Source organism: Marichromatium gracile, assembly GCF_004343155.1.
Lineage (GTDB): Bacteria > Pseudomonadota > Gammaproteobacteria > Chromatiales > Chromatiaceae > Marichromatium > Marichromatium gracile.
In genome coordinates this window covers 415,783-431,820 of the sequence record NZ_SMDC01000002.1, presented here as the reverse complement: position 1 = coordinate 431,820, position 16,038 = coordinate 415,783, and the positions used below count along the sequence as shown (strand labels likewise).

The 16,038-nt window shown below is 68.7% G+C and carries 14 protein-coding genes; 4 read left to right on the top strand and 10 right to left on the bottom strand.

All coding sequences use genetic code 11. The features are described 5' to 3' along the window. Nucleotides 1-637 precede the first annotated feature (637 nt). The 5 genes from pufA to queC form a co-directional block, all read right to left on the bottom strand. Entirely contained in the window at nucleotides 638-799 is a 162-nt protein-coding gene (pufA, locus tag EDC29_RS04940; protein ID WP_123140879.1) for a light-harvesting antenna LH1, alpha subunit, read from the bottom strand. 25 nt (nucleotides 800-824) lie between these two features. Then, the gene (locus EDC29_RS17450; protein ID WP_062278067.1) at nucleotides 825-962 is read right to left on the bottom strand and encodes a light-harvesting protein; all 138 of its coding nucleotides are present in this window, start codon (nucleotides 960-962) and stop codon (nucleotides 825-827) included. Nucleotides 963-1,892: 930 nt separating this feature from the next. Next, nucleotides 1,893-2,534 carry a 7-carboxy-7-deazaguanine synthase gene (gene queE, locus EDC29_RS04925; protein WP_123140877.1) on the bottom strand — a complete coding sequence of 214 codons (642 nt, stop codon included), beginning with the start codon at nucleotides 2,532-2,534 and terminating at the stop codon, nucleotides 1,893-1,895. Beyond that, a complete protein-coding gene (locus tag EDC29_RS04920; RefSeq protein WP_123140876.1) occupies nucleotides 2,531-3,628 on the bottom strand; it encodes a 6-carboxytetrahydropterin synthase in 1,098 nt (365 codons plus the stop codon). The genes queE and EDC29_RS04920 overlap by 4 nt, the downstream gene beginning before the upstream one ends. Then, a complete protein-coding gene (queC, locus tag EDC29_RS04915; protein ID WP_123140875.1) occupies nucleotides 3,625-4,320 on the bottom strand; it encodes a 7-cyano-7-deazaguanine synthase QueC in 696 nt (231 codons plus the stop codon). Before queC ends, EDC29_RS04920 begins: the two co-directional genes overlap by 4 nt. Nucleotides 4,321-4,592: 272 nt before the next feature. Here queC and EDC29_RS04910 point away from each other — a divergent pair, with 272 nt between their 5' ends. Then, on the top strand, nucleotides 4,593-5,291 hold the full coding sequence (locus tag EDC29_RS04910; protein ID WP_123140874.1) for a cytochrome b/b6 domain-containing protein: 699 nt from the start codon (nucleotides 4,593-4,595) through the stop codon (nucleotides 5,289-5,291). 74 nt (nucleotides 5,292-5,365) lie between these two features. Here EDC29_RS04910 and EDC29_RS04905 read toward each other — a convergent pair whose 3' ends face one another. Genes EDC29_RS04905 through EDC29_RS04890 form a run of 4 tightly spaced genes read right to left on the bottom strand, consistent with a single transcriptional unit; the run spans nucleotide 5,366 to nucleotide 10,030 of the window. Beyond that, on the bottom strand, nucleotides 5,366-5,833 hold the full coding sequence (locus EDC29_RS04905; protein WP_123140873.1) for a c-type cytochrome: 468 nt from the start codon (nucleotides 5,831-5,833) through the stop codon (nucleotides 5,366-5,368). Nucleotides 5,834-5,867: 34 nt separating this feature from the next. Then, a complete protein-coding gene (locus tag EDC29_RS04900) occupies nucleotides 5,868-7,367 on the bottom strand; it encodes a sensor domain-containing diguanylate cyclase (protein ID WP_242465920.1) in 1,500 nt (499 codons plus the stop codon). Next, nucleotides 7,360-7,953: a YfiR family protein gene (locus EDC29_RS04895; RefSeq protein ID WP_123140871.1), complete on the bottom strand. Its 594-nt coding sequence runs from the start codon at nucleotides 7,951-7,953 to the stop codon at nucleotides 7,360-7,362. The genes EDC29_RS04900 and EDC29_RS04895 overlap by 8 nt, the downstream gene beginning before the upstream one ends. 10 nt (nucleotides 7,954-7,963) lie before the next feature. Next, complete coding sequence (locus EDC29_RS04890; protein ID WP_132228820.1) at nucleotides 7,964-10,030, bottom strand: TonB-dependent receptor plug domain-containing protein; 2,067 nt, start codon at nucleotides 10,028-10,030, stop codon at nucleotides 7,964-7,966. Nucleotides 10,031-10,663: 633 nt separating this feature from the next. Between EDC29_RS04890 and EDC29_RS04885 the strand changes: the two genes are divergently transcribed. The 3 genes from EDC29_RS04885 to EDC29_RS04875 are packed head-to-tail and all read left to right on the top strand — an operon-like array spanning nucleotide 10,664 to nucleotide 13,326. Beyond that, a complete protein-coding gene (locus tag EDC29_RS04885; protein ID WP_123143224.1) occupies nucleotides 10,664-10,996 on the top strand; it encodes an STAS domain-containing protein in 333 nt (110 codons plus the stop codon). Nucleotides 10,997-11,002: 6 nt separating this feature from the next. After that, the gene (locus EDC29_RS04880; RefSeq protein ID WP_123143225.1) at nucleotides 11,003-11,431 is read left to right on the top strand and encodes an ATP-binding protein; all 429 of its coding nucleotides are present in this window, start codon (nucleotides 11,003-11,005) and stop codon (nucleotides 11,429-11,431) included. Continuing rightward, nucleotides 11,428-13,326: a PP2C family protein-serine/threonine phosphatase gene (locus EDC29_RS04875; RefSeq protein WP_132228818.1), complete on the top strand. Its 1,899-nt coding sequence runs from the start codon at nucleotides 11,428-11,430 to the stop codon at nucleotides 13,324-13,326. Before EDC29_RS04880 ends, EDC29_RS04875 begins: the two co-directional genes overlap by 4 nt. A gap of 6 nt (nucleotides 13,327-13,332) precedes the next feature. On the opposite strand, the gene EDC29_RS04870 is transcribed toward EDC29_RS04875, so the two are convergent. Further along, complete coding sequence (locus tag EDC29_RS04870; RefSeq protein WP_132228816.1) at nucleotides 13,333-16,032, bottom strand: acyl-CoA reductase; 2,700 nt, start codon at nucleotides 16,030-16,032, stop codon at nucleotides 13,333-13,335. Nucleotides 16,033-16,038: the final 6 nt, after the last annotated feature.

The window sequence follows — 16,038 nt, the reverse complement described above, 5'->3', positions numbered from 1 at the left end:
CAGAAGATTGAACCGCAAAGCCGCCAAGGGCGCGAAGGGAAGAAGGGCTTCCTGCGGTCAACCTCTAGCGAGCGGCGCGGGCTTGTCTCGTACCGCCTGGGTTGACTGCAAACCGACACTGGCGGCTGGCCGCTGATGGCTGGCCGCTTTCTTTGCGTCCTTGGTGTCTTTACGATTCGAATCAGCTTCCAGCGATCAGCCGCCAGCCGCCAGCCGCCAGAAGGTTGAACCGCAAAGTCACGAAGAACGCGAAGGGAAGAAGGGCTTCCTGCGGTCAACCTCTAGCGAGCGGCGCGGGCTTGTCTCGTACCGCCTGGGTTGACTGCAAACCGACACTGGCGGCTGGCCGCTGATGGCTGGCCGCTTTCTTTGCGTCCTTGGTGTCTTTGCGATTCGAATCAGCTTCCAGCGACCAGCTGACAGCCTCCAGTGGTGAGCCGCGTCGGCGCAGGAGGCTTGCATATCCAAACCCCTTTGCGTGCTTCGCGTCTTGGCGGTTCAATCTTCTGATCGCTGATCGCTGATCGCTGACAGCTGTCAGCGCCCTTCCAAACGACAACGGCCCCGACGGTCGCAGACCGTCAGGGCCGTTGGGAGCGGCGACCCCGCGCGCGGCGAGGCACGGCTCAGCGCGCGATCAGTTCCAACCGAAGCCGGCCGCGAACACGACGGCGTGCACCGCCAGCGCGATCACCAGCACGGCGTAGAGGATCGGCATCAGCCAGGTCGCGGGGTTGACCACCATCCAGATCTTCCAGTCGTCCTGGGGATTGCTCGGCTTCATGGTGTTTTCGCTCATGTTGATTGGTCCTTGCGGAGGGGGATCAGAACCAGGGCTTGGTCGCGATGAGGAACAGGTGCACGACGGCTGCGAGTCCGACGAACGCGGTGTAGGTCACCTTGAACTGTTCGTGGAACTCCTTCGCCTGCGCCTCGGTGATCCCGGACGTGTTCGCCTGCACGGCTGCAGGTGCAGCCTGCTGAGCCGGCGCTGCCTGCTGCTGCACGGGTGCCTGCTGCTTCGCGGGTGCCTGCTGCTTGTTGGCCGCCTTGGCCGCGCCGCGCGATTTGCCCGCGCCACCCTTGGGAGCGGAGAAGGATTTTTGATCAGCCACAGTGGCCTCCTGAGGGGTTAGAGATGATGTCGCCGCCTCAATCATGCGTTAAGGGAGACGCCATGACCCCGACCGCGACAGCTGGCGCGGCTCACCCGTGCACACGTCTCGCGCGTTCGGATGGACCCGCTCTGAGATCTTGAGCATGTCATCTTATATTGACACCAAGCAATGTCAATAACGATTTACAACAGCCACCCCTGGGCAGAAACCAATCGCAAGGGAAAGCGGCCAGCGGCCAGCGGCCAGCGGCCAGCGGCCAGCGGCCAGCGGCCAGCGGCCAGCGGCCAGCGGCCAGCGGCCAGCGGCCAGCGGCCAGCGGCCAGGAGATTGAACCGCAAAACCGCAAAGCACGCAAAGGAGAGAAGAGCTTCCAGCCATCAGCCTCCAGCCGCCAGTGGCCGCCTGTCTTCGAGTGTTGGTCGGAAACGCATGCCAACCGGTCGCTGACAGCGAATGGGGAGTGGCGCTATCGTCGACGCCGACCATCGACTGGCGGCTGGCCGCTGATGGCTGGTAGCTTGAATCCCTGCGCGCCCTTTGGGCCTTTGCGGTTCAAAGCAGCTTCCAGCGATCAGCCTCCAGCCGCCAGTGACTGCCTGTCTTCGAGTGTTGGTCGGAAACGCACGCCAACCGGTCGCTGACAGCGAATGGGGAGTGGCGCTATCGTCGACGCCGACCATCCACTGGCGGCTGGCCGCTGATGGCTGGCAGCTTGAATCCCTGCGCGCCCTTTGCGGCTTTGCGGTTCAATCCGCTGGCGGCTGGCGGCCGACCTCAGGGCAGCCCGACGAGCTTGTGCATCTGGATGCCGAGCCGCCAGCGCGGATCGGCGAGGCAGTGAGCGGCGGCGGCCTCGGTGTGGGCCGCGCGCTCGGCGTCGTCGAGCGGCTGGAGGATACGGTGCTCGAAGGCGAGTCCGACATAGCGCTCGGGCTCGGCGCCGGGCTGCGGATAGACCAGCTTGAGTTCGTCGCCACGGCGCACCATCAGCTCGGTCCCGGCCTTGGGGCTGATACAGACCCAGTCGATCCCCGCCGGCAGTGCCAGGGTGCCGTTGCTCTCGACGCCAACCTCGAAGCCATGCGCGTGCAGTGCCGCGATCAGGGCGGCATCGAGCTGCAGCGCCGGCTCGCCGCCGGTACACACCACATAAGGGATGGCCTGAGGGTCGGCATCGCGCGGCCAGCACGCGGCGATGTGCGCGGCGAGTCGCTCGGCGTCGACGAAATACCCGCCGCCGGCGCCATCGGTGCCGCGAAAATCGGTATCGCAGAAGCGACACCGGGCGGTGGCGCGATCGCGCTCCAGCCCCGACCACAGGTTGCAACCGGCGAAGCGACAGAACACCGCCGCGCGCCCGGCCTGGGCGCCCTCGCCCTGGAGGGTGTAGAAGACCTCCTTGACCGCGTAGCTCATACCGGCAGCGCCGGGCCCTGCGGCCCCCAGCTGAGCACCGCGCCACAACCCGGGGTCTGGTGCAGGTCGATCCGATCGAGCGCGGGCAGCGCATCGCCGACCTCGGCGCGGATCCAGCGCGCCAGCGCGCCCGGCGCGGCCTGATCGATCCCCGGCAGGGTGTCGAGACGGTGATGGTCGAGCCGCGCATAGACCGGCTTGAACAGCCGCTTGACGTCGCCGTAGTCGACCGTCCAGCCCATCACCCGATCGAGCGGCGCACACAGATGCAACCGCAGCAGATAGCTGTGACCGTGCAGCCGACGGCGCGCATCGCCCTCGGGCGCGGCGCTCAGGCTGAGCGCGCTCTCGAAGCGCTGCTCCTTCCAGATCCGGTAGCTGCTGCCGTCGAACTGGCAGCCGGCGGTCGCCGTCTCGTAGACGCTGACCCAGGACAGCGGCGCGAACTCGGGCTTGAGCCGCGCCCAGATCCAGGCGGCGAGCATCTCGCTGGTGGGGTTCTCGAGCCCGGGGATGTCGTTGAGACAGGCATGATCGAGGGTGGCGCCGAGCGGCGCCCAGAGGGCGTCGATACAGTCGTAGTCGACGCCCATGTCCTGATCCTCGGCCAGGGTCTGGTCGGCATGGAGGATGACCTCGAAGCCGTGACCGTGCATCCGCCCGCATTGGTGCCCCTCGGGGACGTTGGGCAGCTGGTGGGCGGACTCGAAACGGAAGCGTCGCCACAGATGGCAATGGCCGTCGGCATCGAGGTCGACGCCCTGGTCGCGGGTACTGTGGATACCGACCGATTCGACCCCATCGAGGGCGAGATGATCGCGCACCCAGCGCGCCAGGTTCTCGTCGGTGGGCACCCGCAGCCGGGTGTTGAGATCGGCATAGTCGAGCGGCGCGACCGCCTCGGCGAGACGCTCGCGCAGCGCGTCGGTCTCGGCGCCGGCAAAGGGCGCCCAGCCGGGCGCCAGCTCGGTGCGCACCCGGGCGAGGAAGCTGTGGCCGTGGAGCGCGCGGCAACGGTGCTCGGCGGGCAGCACGGAGACGTGACGGGCCGCCTCGAAGGGGGCGGCGGCGACATGGAGAAGACGTTCGGTCATGGGTTCTCGAATCGGTTGAGCAGTGGATCGGCGACCCCGGCCTCGGCGAAGCCCTTGGCGCGCAGCAGGCAGGAATCGCAGCCGCCGCAGGGACGGCCGTGCGCGTCGGGGTCGTAGCAGCTGGAGGTGAGGGCGTAGTCGACGCCGAGCGCCAGTCCGCGCTGGATGATCCCGGCCTTGGTCAGGTCGATCAGCGGGGTGTGGATCCGCAACCGCTGACGCCCCTCGACCCCGGCGACGGTGGCGAGGTTGGCCATCTGCTCGTAAGCGGCGATGTACTCGGGGCGACAGTCGGGATAGCCGGAGTAGTCGAGGGCGTTGACACCGATGAAGATGTCGCTCGCCCCCAGGGTCTCGGCCCAGGCCAGGGCGAAGGAGAGAAACACCGTGTTGCGCGCCGGGACATAGGTGACCGGGATCGCCGAGTCCATCTCCTCCGCTGAGCGCCCCTTGGGCACCGCGATGTCGGCGGTCAGCGCCGAGCCGCCGAAACGACGCAGATCGATATCGGCGATCACATGCTCGACCACCCCGAGCTGCGCGGCCACCCGCGCGGCGGCGTCGAGCTCGCAGCCATGGCGCTGACCATAGCGAAACGACAGCGCATGGGGGGCGAAGCCCTGGTCCTTGGCGATCGCAAGCACGGTGGTCGAGTCGAGGCCACCGCTGAGCAGCACCACTGCTGGGGTCATTGGGTCGTGTCTCCGAAAAAAGCGATTGTCCGCCGGGGCGTGCTTGGCAGGGTTCGGCCCGGTGGGTGAAACTGATGGCGAGCGCGGGCGTCGAACCCCGCGGCGGGCGGGCCGCGAGCCCGTGCCGGGATTGTCCCGCCGCGCGGCCAGCGCGCGCAACGACGATCGTCAGCGCCCGCCGTCCGGAACCGTCGCCGCCCGAGGCGCGACGGCCCTTATCCGGGTCGTGACCGATCACGTCCCGGACTCAACCGAACCATGGATCGATCATCATGCAAGCATACCGTATCCGGCTCTGGGATCTGCCGACCCGGGCCGTGCACTGGCTGCTGTTCGTGCTGGTGGTGGCGGCCTACGTCACCGGCGAGATCGGCGGCAACCTGATGACCTGGCACGGCTGGATCGGGCTGGCGATCGCCGGTCTGATCGCCTTTCGCGTCACCTGGGGGGTGGTCGGCTCGACCTATGCCCGCTTCAGCCAGTTCGTGCGCGGCCCGCGCGCGGTGCTCGACTACCTGCGCGGACGCTGGCACGGCGTCGGCCACAACCCGCTCGGCGCGGTCTCGGTGCTGGTGCTGCTCGGCATCCTCGCCATCCAGACCCTCACCGGCCTGTTCGGCAACGACGACATCGCCTTCGAGGGACCGCTCTACCCGCTGGTCTCCAAGGACGTCAGCGACTGGCTGATCGGGCTGCACCGCCAGGCCTACTGGCTGATCATCGCGCTGGTCTCGCTGCACGTGGCGGCGATGCTGTTCTACGCCCTGGTGCGCAAGAACAACCTGGTCATCCCGATGATCAACGGCGTCAAGGAGGTCGACGACCCCGCCATCCCCTCGGCGCGCGGCGGTGGACCGATCGCCCTGGTGTTCGCGCTGCTGGTCGCGGCGCTGGTGGTGTGGATCGCCGCCGGCGGGCTCTTGCCCGCCCCGCCACCGCCACCACCGCCGGGCAGCATCCCGGCCTGGTGAGGCGATAACGCAAGAGGCCGCCCGGAGGCGGCCTCGTCGTTCCATGGGTCCGTCACCGGACCCGGGCCGGGCGATCAGTCGTCGGCGCGGAACTTGTCGTGACAGGACTTGCAGCTCTGGCCGAGCTTGCCGAAGGCATCCTGCACCGCGGCCTGATCGCCAGCGGCGGCGACCTCGGCCATGTTGTTGGCGGCGGCGATGAAGTTACGCGCCACCTTGCCGACCTCTTCCATGTTCTCGAAGAACTCGGGCTTGACGTCGGTCTCGACGTCGCCCACGTCCTTGTCGGTGCCGGGACCGTAGAGCGCGCCCATGCCCGAGTTGGCGATCGCGGCGATGGCGTTGGCCGCGGCCTCGACCTGCCCCTGATCAAAGTCACCCTGGAGGTTGGCCTTGATCTTACCCATGTTCCAAGCCATGAAGCTGTAGCCGGCCTGACGGTACTGGATCTGATCCTCGGGCTTGAGCTCGGCGGCGGAGGCGACACTGGCGAGCGCGACGGCGAGGACGCCGGCGACAGCGCTGGCTGGCATGCGTTTCATTGACTATCTCCCTTAAACGTAACTGACGGTCGGTTCATCCGTCTCGCCCATGCTGGCGAGCGCCCCCAATGTCGGGGCGTTGATCGAGCAATTCAACCCCGGTTGGCGACATATCGGTCAAGACCTGATCCTTGCCCGCCTTCTTCGCCCGATAGAGGCTGTCGTCGGCGAGCTTGACGAAGGCGTCGACGGAGACGCCGTTGAACTCGCACACACCGCCACTGATGGTCACCCGCAACCCCGCCTGCGGCCACCCCAGCGCGCTGACCTGCACCCGGATCCGCTCGGCCACCTCACGGGCCGCCGAGAGATGGGCATGGGGCAGGATCACCATGAACTCCTCGCCACCATAACGCCCGATCACATCGACCTCGCGAACGCACTGGCGCAGCTCCTCGGCCACCCGCACCAGCACCTCGTCGCCCACCGGATGGCCGTACTGATCGTTGATCTTCTTGAAGTCGTCGAGATCGAAGAGAAAGATCGACAGCGGCTGATGATAGCGGTGGAACATGTCCACCTCCTTGCCCAGCATCGAGAACAGATAGCGGCGGTTGTAGAGGCCGGTCAACCCATCGGTGAAGGAGGCCGCGCGCAGCTCCTCCTGGATCGCCTTCAGTCGGGTGACATCGACCAGCGACACCAGCCGCCCCTGACCTCCCGAGAAGCGCAGCTCGACCGTCGACACCAGCGCCCAGCGCAACTCGCCGTCCTCGGTCGGGATACACATCTCGCGCTGCTCGCCATCACCGCTCGGCAGTCCGGCGGCAAGCAGATAGCGCCAGTCCTCACTGTTCAGATCGCCGGCCATCCCCTCCAGCGCGAGATAACGGCGCGCCGCCTCGTTGGCCCGCGACAGGCTGCGCCGCCCCGGCTCGTGGAGCACCATCGGGAAAGAGGCCGCCTCGAAGACACTGCGCAGGTTGGACTCGCTCTCGCCGAGGCGGCGCAGCAAGCGGCTGATACCGACCCAGGCCAGGGTGATCAGCACCAACATTGTCCCCGCACCCCACAGCAGTTTGCCACGCACCCCGGCGATCAGCTGCTGCAGGAACTCGGGATTGGCGTAGAACCGAACCACCCCGATGAGCAGATGGTCGCGCGGGTGATAGAGCGCGATCGGCACCAGCACGCAACTCTCGCAGCCCAGGTCGCCACGCGTCATGTCGAGACACCCCTTGGGCAGATCCAGCATGTCGTAGTCGAGCACCAGCTCGATGCGATGGATGAAGGCGATGCCGGTCGACTGGTCCTCGAGCAGCAGGATGGCATCGAGCGCCGCCTGCAGCTCGCCACGCAGATACTCGGGGCGGGCCGTACCGTCGAGCAGCCGCTCGAGTCCCGGGGCCTGGGCCTGGGCAAAGGCGCGTGACTGGCTCTCGTAGTGCTCGCGCAACAGGGGTTCGAGCGCGAACATCCAGTAGACGCTGCTGACGGCGATGATGGTGGCACCCAGCAGCGCGAAGATCAGCGCCAATACTCGCTCGAATCTCAGCGACGCCTGGCCCAGCATCACCATTGCGCCTTTATTCATGGATCTTGGCCACCTGCAGGAAGAAGGAGCGGAACCGAATCCCGGCACGCTCGGCCTGCCCGAGATTGACCAGCGGCAGGATACGGTCGGCCACGTGCAGACCGGCCACGGCGCCACGCTCGACGTCGCCGGCAAAGGGGGAGAATACCAGCACACCGTGCTCGCGCGACCAGGTGCGCAGCTGTCCGCTCGACAGACCCGGGGTGGCGACGAAGATCGCCCCCGGCGGCCCCCGGCGCCAGCGCTCGGCATCGAGTTCGTGGGCGGGCAGGGTCTCGACCCGCAGCGGATGATCACGCACCGTGGCAACCCCCCCGAGCACCTGGGCCGCCTGACGCGCGGTATCCAACGCACCTTCGTAGACCACCACCACGTGCAGCACATCACCCGCGCCGAGATGCCTCTCCAACCCCTCGAGCGCCCCCAGACAGGCGGGGAAGAGCTTCAACCCGACGCGCAATCGCTGCTCGTCCTCCGGCCACAGCCCGGTCCGCTCGGCCATTGCCTGCCCGGTATACAGCCAGCCCCCCAGCAGCAGCGGCCAGCAGAGCGCAAGAGGAGTGATGAGCACGCGCCATCGCGACATCGGAGCGCCCTCAGAAGCTGTATCCGACCGACAGCCACCAGCGCCGCCCCGGCGTCGGATAGCCATCGGGATAGACCAGCCCGACGCCGTCATAACTGGTGAGCTGATCGGGGAGCCAGACCTCGGTATCGGTCAGGTTCTTCACCCCGAGGTGCAGGAAGGGACCACCGCCGACCTGGCGATAGCTCAGCGTCAGGTCGAGCTGGGTACTGGCATCGACCGCATCGCGCGGATCGCGCTCGGCGCGATGTCGCGGCCCGACATGGCGCAGCTGCAATGCAGCGGTCCAGCGCTCGTGCGGTCGCCAGAGCAGCGCGAGATTGGCCAGCAGGTCGGCGCCGCCGGCCAGCGGCTCATCGCTGTCACGCCGACGTGCGTCCACCAGCGAGAGGTTGGCGTCGATCTTGAAACGAGCACCGAAGCGGTGCTGGTACTCCAGCTCGACCCCCTGCAGCCGAGCATCCGGTCCATTGACGAAACCGTCGAGACCCTGGTCGTCGAACTGGATCGGGCGGGTGAGATCGGAGTGGAAGAGGATCAGTCGCGCCTCCCAAGTCGGTCGCTTGAAGATATAGCCAAGCTCATAGCTGGCGATCTCGCCGGCGTGCAGATCACCTGCCGGGGCGTATTCCAGTTCGTAGAAGGTCGGCGGACGGAAGGCACGGGCGTACTGCAGCTTGAGGATGTTCGACGCGTCGATCCGCCAGACCGCAGCGAGCCGCGGACTGACCAGCGAGCCGACGTCGCTGTAGTCGTCGTAGCGCAGCGTCGCGGTCAGCATCACCCGCTCGCCGAGGTTGAACTGGTCCTGTATCAGCGCACTGAGGATCCGCCGCGAGCGGGCGGTGTCGAGCCATTCCGGCTCGAGCGCGAACGGCAATCCCGACCACGCCCAGCTCGCCTCGTCGATCTCGACATGGGCCGCCTCCAGACCGAGCAGCAGCGCGTGTCCCTCCAACCCGTACCAATGGAGATCGGCGACGGCCTCGTAGCGCTGCTCGCGGTAGTCCTGATCCATGAACACCGCCTCATCGGCCAGATAGCCGGCAGGAAAGACGAACAATCGATCGCGATCACGTTCATGCTCGATGGCCTCGGCCCGCAGCTCGAGTTCGAGCGTCTCGGAGAGCGCCATCCGGTGGCCCAGCTGCAGCGCCACATAGCGCTGGCGCGCGGCCAGATTGCCGTCGTCGGGCGGGAGGAAATGGTTGATGCCGAAATGATCGCCATTGGCGTCGTCGATCAGCCGCAGCCTGGCAAAGCTCGCGCCCCAGCGCAGATCAGTGAGGAGGGCACGATAGCGAAACGCGGCATTGGCCGGTCCCGGCGCATTCGACAGCCCGTCGAGTCCGAGCGGGTCGAGGGCATCGCGCTCGACCCACGCCTTGCCGCCATCGCCCTGGGTGCCGGCCAGGTTGACCGAGACCTCCAGATCACGCGCCCGGTCCTCCCAGAACCAGCGCCCGGTCACACCCTGAGCGCCGCCTTCTGCAGCCATGCCCCCGAGCACGCGCTCTCGGGTGCGCGTGATGACATTGACCACACCGGCAAAGGCATACTCGCCATGGACCGACGAACCCGGCCCGCGAATCACCTCGATGCGCTCGATCTGCTCGATGGGCATGTTGAGCACCGGATTGGCGGTGGCCATCAGGGTCGAGTTCATCGACATGCCGTCGAGCAGCACCTTGATGTTGCCCGAGCCATAACCGTGTCCGACGCCACGACTGAGGACCTGTCGCTCACCGGTCACCTCGAGCGCCGGGCTCATCCCCGGGACCAGCGCCAGCGCCTCCCAGACGGTGCGCGCACCGCGCGCCAGCATCTCGTCACCGAGCAGGATGGTCGCCATCCCGGGGACGAAGTCGGCGTTCATCCCGCTACGGGTGGCCAGCTGCGTCTCGGTCTCCAGCAGATCGAGCAGACCCGCGATCTGATCGGCCTCGGTGCGCGCGGCGCCCTGTGCCTGCCCCCAACACACCAGCCCGGCGACACCGACCAGCCAGCCAAATTGCCAGGATCGCCGCTCACCCGAGCGGCCACCCCGTCGACTGTACACATCACACAGCGAATCCATACACCCTCGACTTCCTTCGAGTTGAGTCCATCCCTACCAAGCGGACAGCGAGCGCGGGAACACGACCCATGGCATCGAAATGCATCGAGAAGGCGGCGATCATCCCCTTCTTCCTCGTATCGGCCCGCCGATTAGAGCATGCCAAGAGGCCCGCCAGGAGTCGGCACGGACAGGCGGAGCGACCAGCCGCGGGTCGGCCAAGGGCCAGCGGATCGCGATCGGGATGCAGCGCCGCCGACAGCGCCTGCCCCACCCCGCCTTCCAATACGAGCGAGACGGGTGCTAGCATCATGACGCCCACAGCCATGTCGGCAGTGATGCGAAAAGGGACTGACAACGATGTTGATCAAATCAGCGCTGGGGGCCGCTTCGGCCGTCCTGCTCATGCATTCTTGGCTATCCACCGACGCCGCGCTCCCGGTCCATGAGGCGCCGACCCAGCCAGTCGGAGAGCAGCTTGCGGGCTGCCCGCCTTTCTGCGACCAGGAACCGGGCCTTGACATCCTCGCCAGCCACCCCGGCTGACGGCCATTCCCCACAAGTGCCCCTCGGCTCCAGCGGGGCACCGACACAACGCCGCTGGTGTCCTCCAACCACCCTCAGCACAGCGCTCCGCAACGAGGAGATTGAACCATGGAGCTAGCCGTTCAGCAGACACCCAGTGCGCAGATCATCGCCCTCCGCGGCAGGCTCGACACCCTCACCGCGCCGAGCTACGAGGCCCGGGCGCTCGCGCTCATCGATGACGGCGCCACCCGCATCGTACTCGACCTCGCCGGGCTCACCTACATCAGCAGCGCCGGGCTGCGCTCGCTGATCGTCACCGCCAAGGCCTTGCAGCAGCAGGGCGGCGTCCTGTTGCTCGCCAGCCTCACCGGCAATGTCCGCGACGTGTTCGAGATGGCGGGACTCGACGCCATCTTCAAGACTTACGACTCCGTCGCCACGGCGCTCGACGCCGCCTAGGGGCCGGTGACGACCCAGCGGCTCGAACTCCCGGCCGAGACCGCGGCCCTGCCCCGGGCGCTGGCCTTCGTCGTCGCGGCGGCCGAAGGGGCCGGGCTCGCAGCCGAGGCCCGGGGACGGCTGGAGCTGGCCGTCGAGGAGGTCTTCGTCAACCTCTGTACCCACGCCTACCCCGTCGATGCGCCAGGCTGGGTCGAGATCAGCACCCACCACGCCGACGACCGCCTGACGATCGAGATCCGCGACGGCGGCATCCCCTTCGACGGCACCCGCGCGCCGACACCGGACCTGACGCGACCGCTGGCGACACGCCCGGTCGGCGGTCTCGGCTGGGTGCTGGTCCGCCGTCTGGTCGACGCCCTCGACTACCGTCGGGTCGACGACGGCAACCTGCTGCGCCTGACCATGCGCCTCCCCGGCCAACCACGCCGATGAGACGCCCGAGCATCGCCGCCCGGCTGAGCCTGATCGTCTCGCTCTACACCTCGGCGATCCTGCTCGCGGTACTCGGGGTCGACTATCTGCGCTCGCTCGCCACCCTCGAGGCCGAGATCGACCGCGGCGCGCGCCTCCAGACCGAGGCCACCGCCAACGCCCTCGAGATCCCGCTGAGCGCAGCCGTCCGCACCGCCCGCGCGCTGGCCGCGGCGCTCAACCACGGCCACTTCGACGACGCCGGCGCGCGCGAACTGCTGCGTCAGGGCATCGCCGACAACCGCGACGTCCTCGGCGGCGCCCTGCTCTTCGCCCCGTCCCCGACCGGCACGCCACGCCCACGCGACCATGACTGCCGTTGGCGCGGCACCGAGGTCGAGTGTCTGGACGGGCGCGAGGTCGAACGCGGCCCGACGGACACGCCCCTGCCCCACCCGGCGCCGGTTGACGGGCTGTCCTGGTCGCCCCCCTACTTCGACGACGACCTCGGTCAGGCGCGCATGGTGACGCTGAGCGCCGCCTTCGACGGCGGTCGGGTGAGCCTCGACCTGAACCTCGACCGACTCACCCGCGAGGTCGCCGCGCTGCGCCTCCTCGACAGCGGTCACGCCGCACTGCTCGACGCCGGGGGCACCTTCATCACCCATCCCCTGGCCGGTCTGGCGCTGCGCCGCGACATCCACGCCGTGCCCGAGGCGCTCGGGCTCGATCATCATCCCGAACGCGCCGCCGAACTGCTCTCGGGGCACCCCGGCGTGATCGACGGGGTCGATGTCTCGGGCGATCCCATCCGTCTCTATCACGCCCCGGTCGCCCCCCCCGGCTGGACCCTGGTGGTAGTGCTGCCGGCCGAGGAGATCGACGACGACGTCCGCGCCCTGGCGCTGACCACCAGCGCCATCGGCCTGCTCGGGCTAGCGCTGATGCTGGTGGCGATCACCCTCAGCGCACGCGCCATCACCCGACCGCTGCGCCGACTGGTCGCGGCGACCCGCGAGGTCGCCGCGGGACGGCTCGACACCCCGCTTCCGGTCCACCCGCGCGCCGACGAGATCGGCGACCTCACCGTCGGCTTCGCCACCATGACCCGCTCGCTGCGCGATCACATCGAGCGTCTCACCGCCAGCACCGCCGCCCAGGCGCGCATCGCCAGCGAGCTGCACATCGCCCACGACATCCAGCTCTCGATCCTGCCGCGACGGCTGGCGCCGCACCCCGCCTTCGAGCTCCACGCCCTGGTCGAGCCGGCACGCGAGGTCGGTGGCGACTTCTACGACTGCTTCGCCCTCGATGCCGAGCATCACTGTCTGGTGATCGCCGATGTCGCCGGCAAGGGGGTGCCGGCGGCGCTGTTCATGGCGGTGGCCAAGACCCTGGTCAAGGCGACGAGCACGCCCGGGCGCGGCCCCGCCGAGGTGCTCGAGCGGGTCAACGCCGAACTCGCCCGCGACAACCCGCGGTGCATGTTCGTCACCCTGTTCTGCGCCATCCTCGATCATCGCAGCGGTGAGCTGATCCATAGCAACGCCGGACACAACCCGCCGCTGCTACTGCGCGCCGAGGGCAGCGTTGAACCCCTGCCCTCGCAGCGACAACTGGTGCTCGGGGTGATGGAAGGGGCGCACTATCGCGACGCGCGCGCCCGGCTCGCGCCGGGCGATCGCCTGCTGCTCTACACCGATGGGGTCACCGAGGCGATGGACGCCGAGGCCGGGCTCTATGGCGAGGCGCGACTGCGCGAGGCGCTGCGCGCGCTCGGCCCCGGCTCACCCCGGAGCCTGGTCGAGGGCCTCCTCGACGAGGTCCACGCCTTCGCCGGCGACACGCCCCAGGCCGACGACATCACCCTGATGGCGCTGGCCTATCGCGGTGCGGGCGTGCCGGGCGGGGACTGATCCGCGCTAGCCGCGCTCGTCCACCGTCAACCGGATCTTGCCGGTCTTGGGGTTGCGCTCGATACCGTCGAGCGCCAGCACCTCGATGCGCGTCGGCGCCACCAGCCCGGCCTCGGTCATCGCGCGGATCTCCTTGGAGTCGTGCAGCAGGCGCCGCAACAGCGTCTCGGCGAGCCCGGCGGCGTCCTCCGACGCGGTATCGGCGGCGCGCTCGACCCGCACCACCAATTGATCGCGATGCCCGTCGAGGCGCGCGCGCAACTGGAAGTGGGCACCCAGCCCGGGCACCGCGGCGATCGCCGCCGCCACCACCTCGGGCTGGATGTTGCCGCCGCCGATGATCAGCACGTCGTCGGCGCGCCCGAGCAACTCCATGCGCCGGGTGCGCCGTCCGCAGGGGCACTCGCCCTCGACCCAGCGCCCGAGGTCGCCGACGTCGTAGCGGATGGTCGGCATCAACCGCCGCTGCAGGTTGGTCACCACCACCTTGCCGATCTCGCCCGGCCCCACGGGCGTCAGGGTCTCGGGATGGAGCAGCTCGACATGGTGCAGGTCCTCGTGGACATGGTGCACCCCGCCCTCGCAGTGCGCGCACTGATAACCGATGGCGCCGGTGTCGTTGGTGGTGTAGCCGGTGGAGGCGAAGCGCGTGATGCCGAGCACCCGGCCGAGATAGGCGCGCGAGCCGGCGAACAGGTGCTCGCCGCCGGTGGCGACCTTGTCGATGCGCAGCGCCACCCCGTGCGCCTCGACGTACTCGGCCAGCGACAGCAGCACCGAGGGGATGGTGATGATGGCGGTGGCGCCGTAACCGGTGAGCTGCTCGACGATCTGCTCCATCGGCAGGTTGCCCGAGATCGGCAGGATGCGACAGCCGGTGACCTCCAGCGCCTGGTTGTAGGAGACGAAGGAGGCCCACATGCTGCCGGCGAAGAGCAGGTTGGCGACCACGTCGCCGGGCCCGAACACCGACAGCGCCAGCCCCTTGCCGAGCCGCAGCGCGTTGGCGTGCTGCTCGGCGACGGTGCGATAGACCAACTTGGGCGCGCCGGTGGTGCCGCCGCTGGAGAACACATAGCCGTCGCTCGCGCCCGCCGTCAGCAGCCCGTCGCCGCGCGGCGGCAGGTGCTGCTTGTAGTCCTCGCCGGACATCAGCGGCAGCCGACGCACATCGTCGAGTCCGCTCAGGGCGATCCCGGCATAGCGCTCGCGCAACAGCGGCGAGCCCTGGCGACAGTCCTCGATCACCTGCAGCAGCCGCGAGCGGGTCTGGGCGTCGCGCTCGGCGTCGGGGAGGAAATCGAAGCTGTCGCCCGAATCGTCGAGCCGGCGCCAGGGCGCGCTCTCCGCGCCCTGCTCGAGCCGATCGCGCGCCAGCGAGGTCCAGCGCACCAAGGTCGCCAGCCCGCGGGTGCCGTCGTGCGGGGTGCCGTGCTTGCGCACCGCCATGCGCCCGATCTCGACCATGCGATCGGCGCCCAGCGCCGAGAGCGCGCGACCGAGCCGCCGCGCGCGCGCCTCGTCGGTGAGCAGCGCCACGGTCTGGATGTATTCGCCCATCGGCGCGACCCGCTCGATCACCGACTCGAGCCGATCGACCGGCTTGATGATCAGGGTACGGTGCTGGCACGAGGTCTCGAACTCGGGGTCGTCGCGCAGCGCCAGCGTCCAACCGGCGCCGCCGCCGTGCAGCAGGTCGCCCACGCCCATCGCCCGCTCCACCTTGGCCAGCTCGCGCACCTTGTCGATCTCGACCGCGGCATCGCCGCTGATCGCCCCCGGCGGGATCTCCTCGGCCCAGCAGGTCAGCGCCGCGCCGAGCGCCGCCATCAGCCGCTCGGCGGTCTCGCGCCCCTCGACATAGACCACGTGCGGCGAGGAGCAGGCCGACTGCTCCCACATCACCGCATCGCGCGCGATCAGTCGGGCGCAGGCGGACAGCCCGCGCCGCTCGAGCGCATCGGCGGCGACCATCACGAAGCTGTACTTGGGTCCGTACTCGATCAGCCGGGTGTGCAGCCCGAGATCACGGCGATAGCTGCGGATGGTGTCGGCGCCGCCATAGACGACGATGGCGTTGCAGTCGCGCTTGAGCACCCGCTCCACCCCCTGGTCGCCGCCCTTCCAGGTCAGCAGCGCCAGCGCGCGGGCGATGTCGCCGCGCTGGTCGTGATCGCGCAGGCTGGAGGCGAAGAGCACCGGGAAGATCGGATCGACCGAGGACATCTTCATCAGGTTGACGTTGCGGGTGACGATGCCCTGGATCAGGCTGTCGACCCCGCCGACGAAGACGTTGCCGGCCGAGACATGGGCCAGCACCCCCAGCGGCTGGGCCTTGACCAGCCCCTGGAAGCGGGCATCGAACACCCAGTCGTCGAGCATCCGCGCATCCCCCAGGTCGCAGCCCAGGCGGGTGAGCAGGCTCTCGCGGCGCAGCAGGTCGACCATCACCTCGACCCCGGCCTCGATCATCGCCGGGCTGAAGCCGATCCGCGCGGGCAGCTGCCGCAGCGCCTCGACCCGGTAGGGATAGTCCGGCGCGCTCCAGGCCCGCGCGACGCGATCGAGCAGGTCGAGCAGATAGCCCTGCGGGGTGGCGGCCACCCGCGCCTTCATCGCGTGCGCGCGCGAGAGGATCGCCTCCAGCCGCGCCCCGGTCAGCGGCGCCTCGGCATGGTCGATCTCGCCGTGGATGTAGTTGTGCATGGCGTG

Coding starts and splice junctions, on each gene's coding strand:
- EDC29_RS04895 (WP_123140871.1), bottom strand. CDS start 7,953: ATGTCGCGATGGCGCGTGCTCATCACTCCTCTTGCGCTCTGCTGGCCG.
- EDC29_RS04885 (WP_123143224.1), top strand. CDS start 10,664: ATGGAGCTAGCCGTTCAGCAGACACCCAGTGCGCAGATCATCGCCCTC.
- EDC29_RS04870 (WP_132228816.1), bottom strand. CDS start 16,032: ATGCACAACTACATCCACGGCGAGATCGACCATGCCGAGGCGCCGCTG.
- EDC29_RS04890 (WP_132228820.1), bottom strand. CDS start 10,030: ATGGATTCGCTGTGTGATGTGTACAGTCGACGGGGTGGCCGCTCGGGT.
- EDC29_RS04905 (WP_123140873.1), bottom strand. CDS start 5,833: ATGAAACGCATGCCAGCCAGCGCTGTCGCCGGCGTCCTCGCCGTCGCG.
- EDC29_RS04910 (WP_123140874.1), top strand. CDS start 4,593: ATGCAAGCATACCGTATCCGGCTCTGGGATCTGCCGACCCGGGCCGTG.
- EDC29_RS04900 (WP_242465920.1), bottom strand. CDS start 7,367: ATGAATAAAGGCGCAATGGTGATGCTGGGCCAGGCGTCGCTGAGATTC.
- pufA (WP_123140879.1), bottom strand. CDS start 799: ATGAGCGAAAACACCATGAAGCCGAGCAATCCCCAGGACGACTGGAAG.
- queC (WP_123140875.1), bottom strand. CDS start 4,320: ATGACCCCAGCAGTGGTGCTGCTCAGCGGTGGCCTCGACTCGACCACC.
- queE (WP_123140877.1), bottom strand. CDS start 2,534: ATGAGCTACGCGGTCAAGGAGGTCTTCTACACCCTCCAGGGCGAGGGC.
- EDC29_RS04920 (WP_123140876.1), bottom strand. CDS start 3,628: ATGACCGAACGTCTTCTCCATGTCGCCGCCGCCCCCTTCGAGGCGGCC.
- EDC29_RS04875 (WP_132228818.1), top strand. CDS start 11,428: ATGAGACGCCCGAGCATCGCCGCCCGGCTGAGCCTGATCGTCTCGCTC.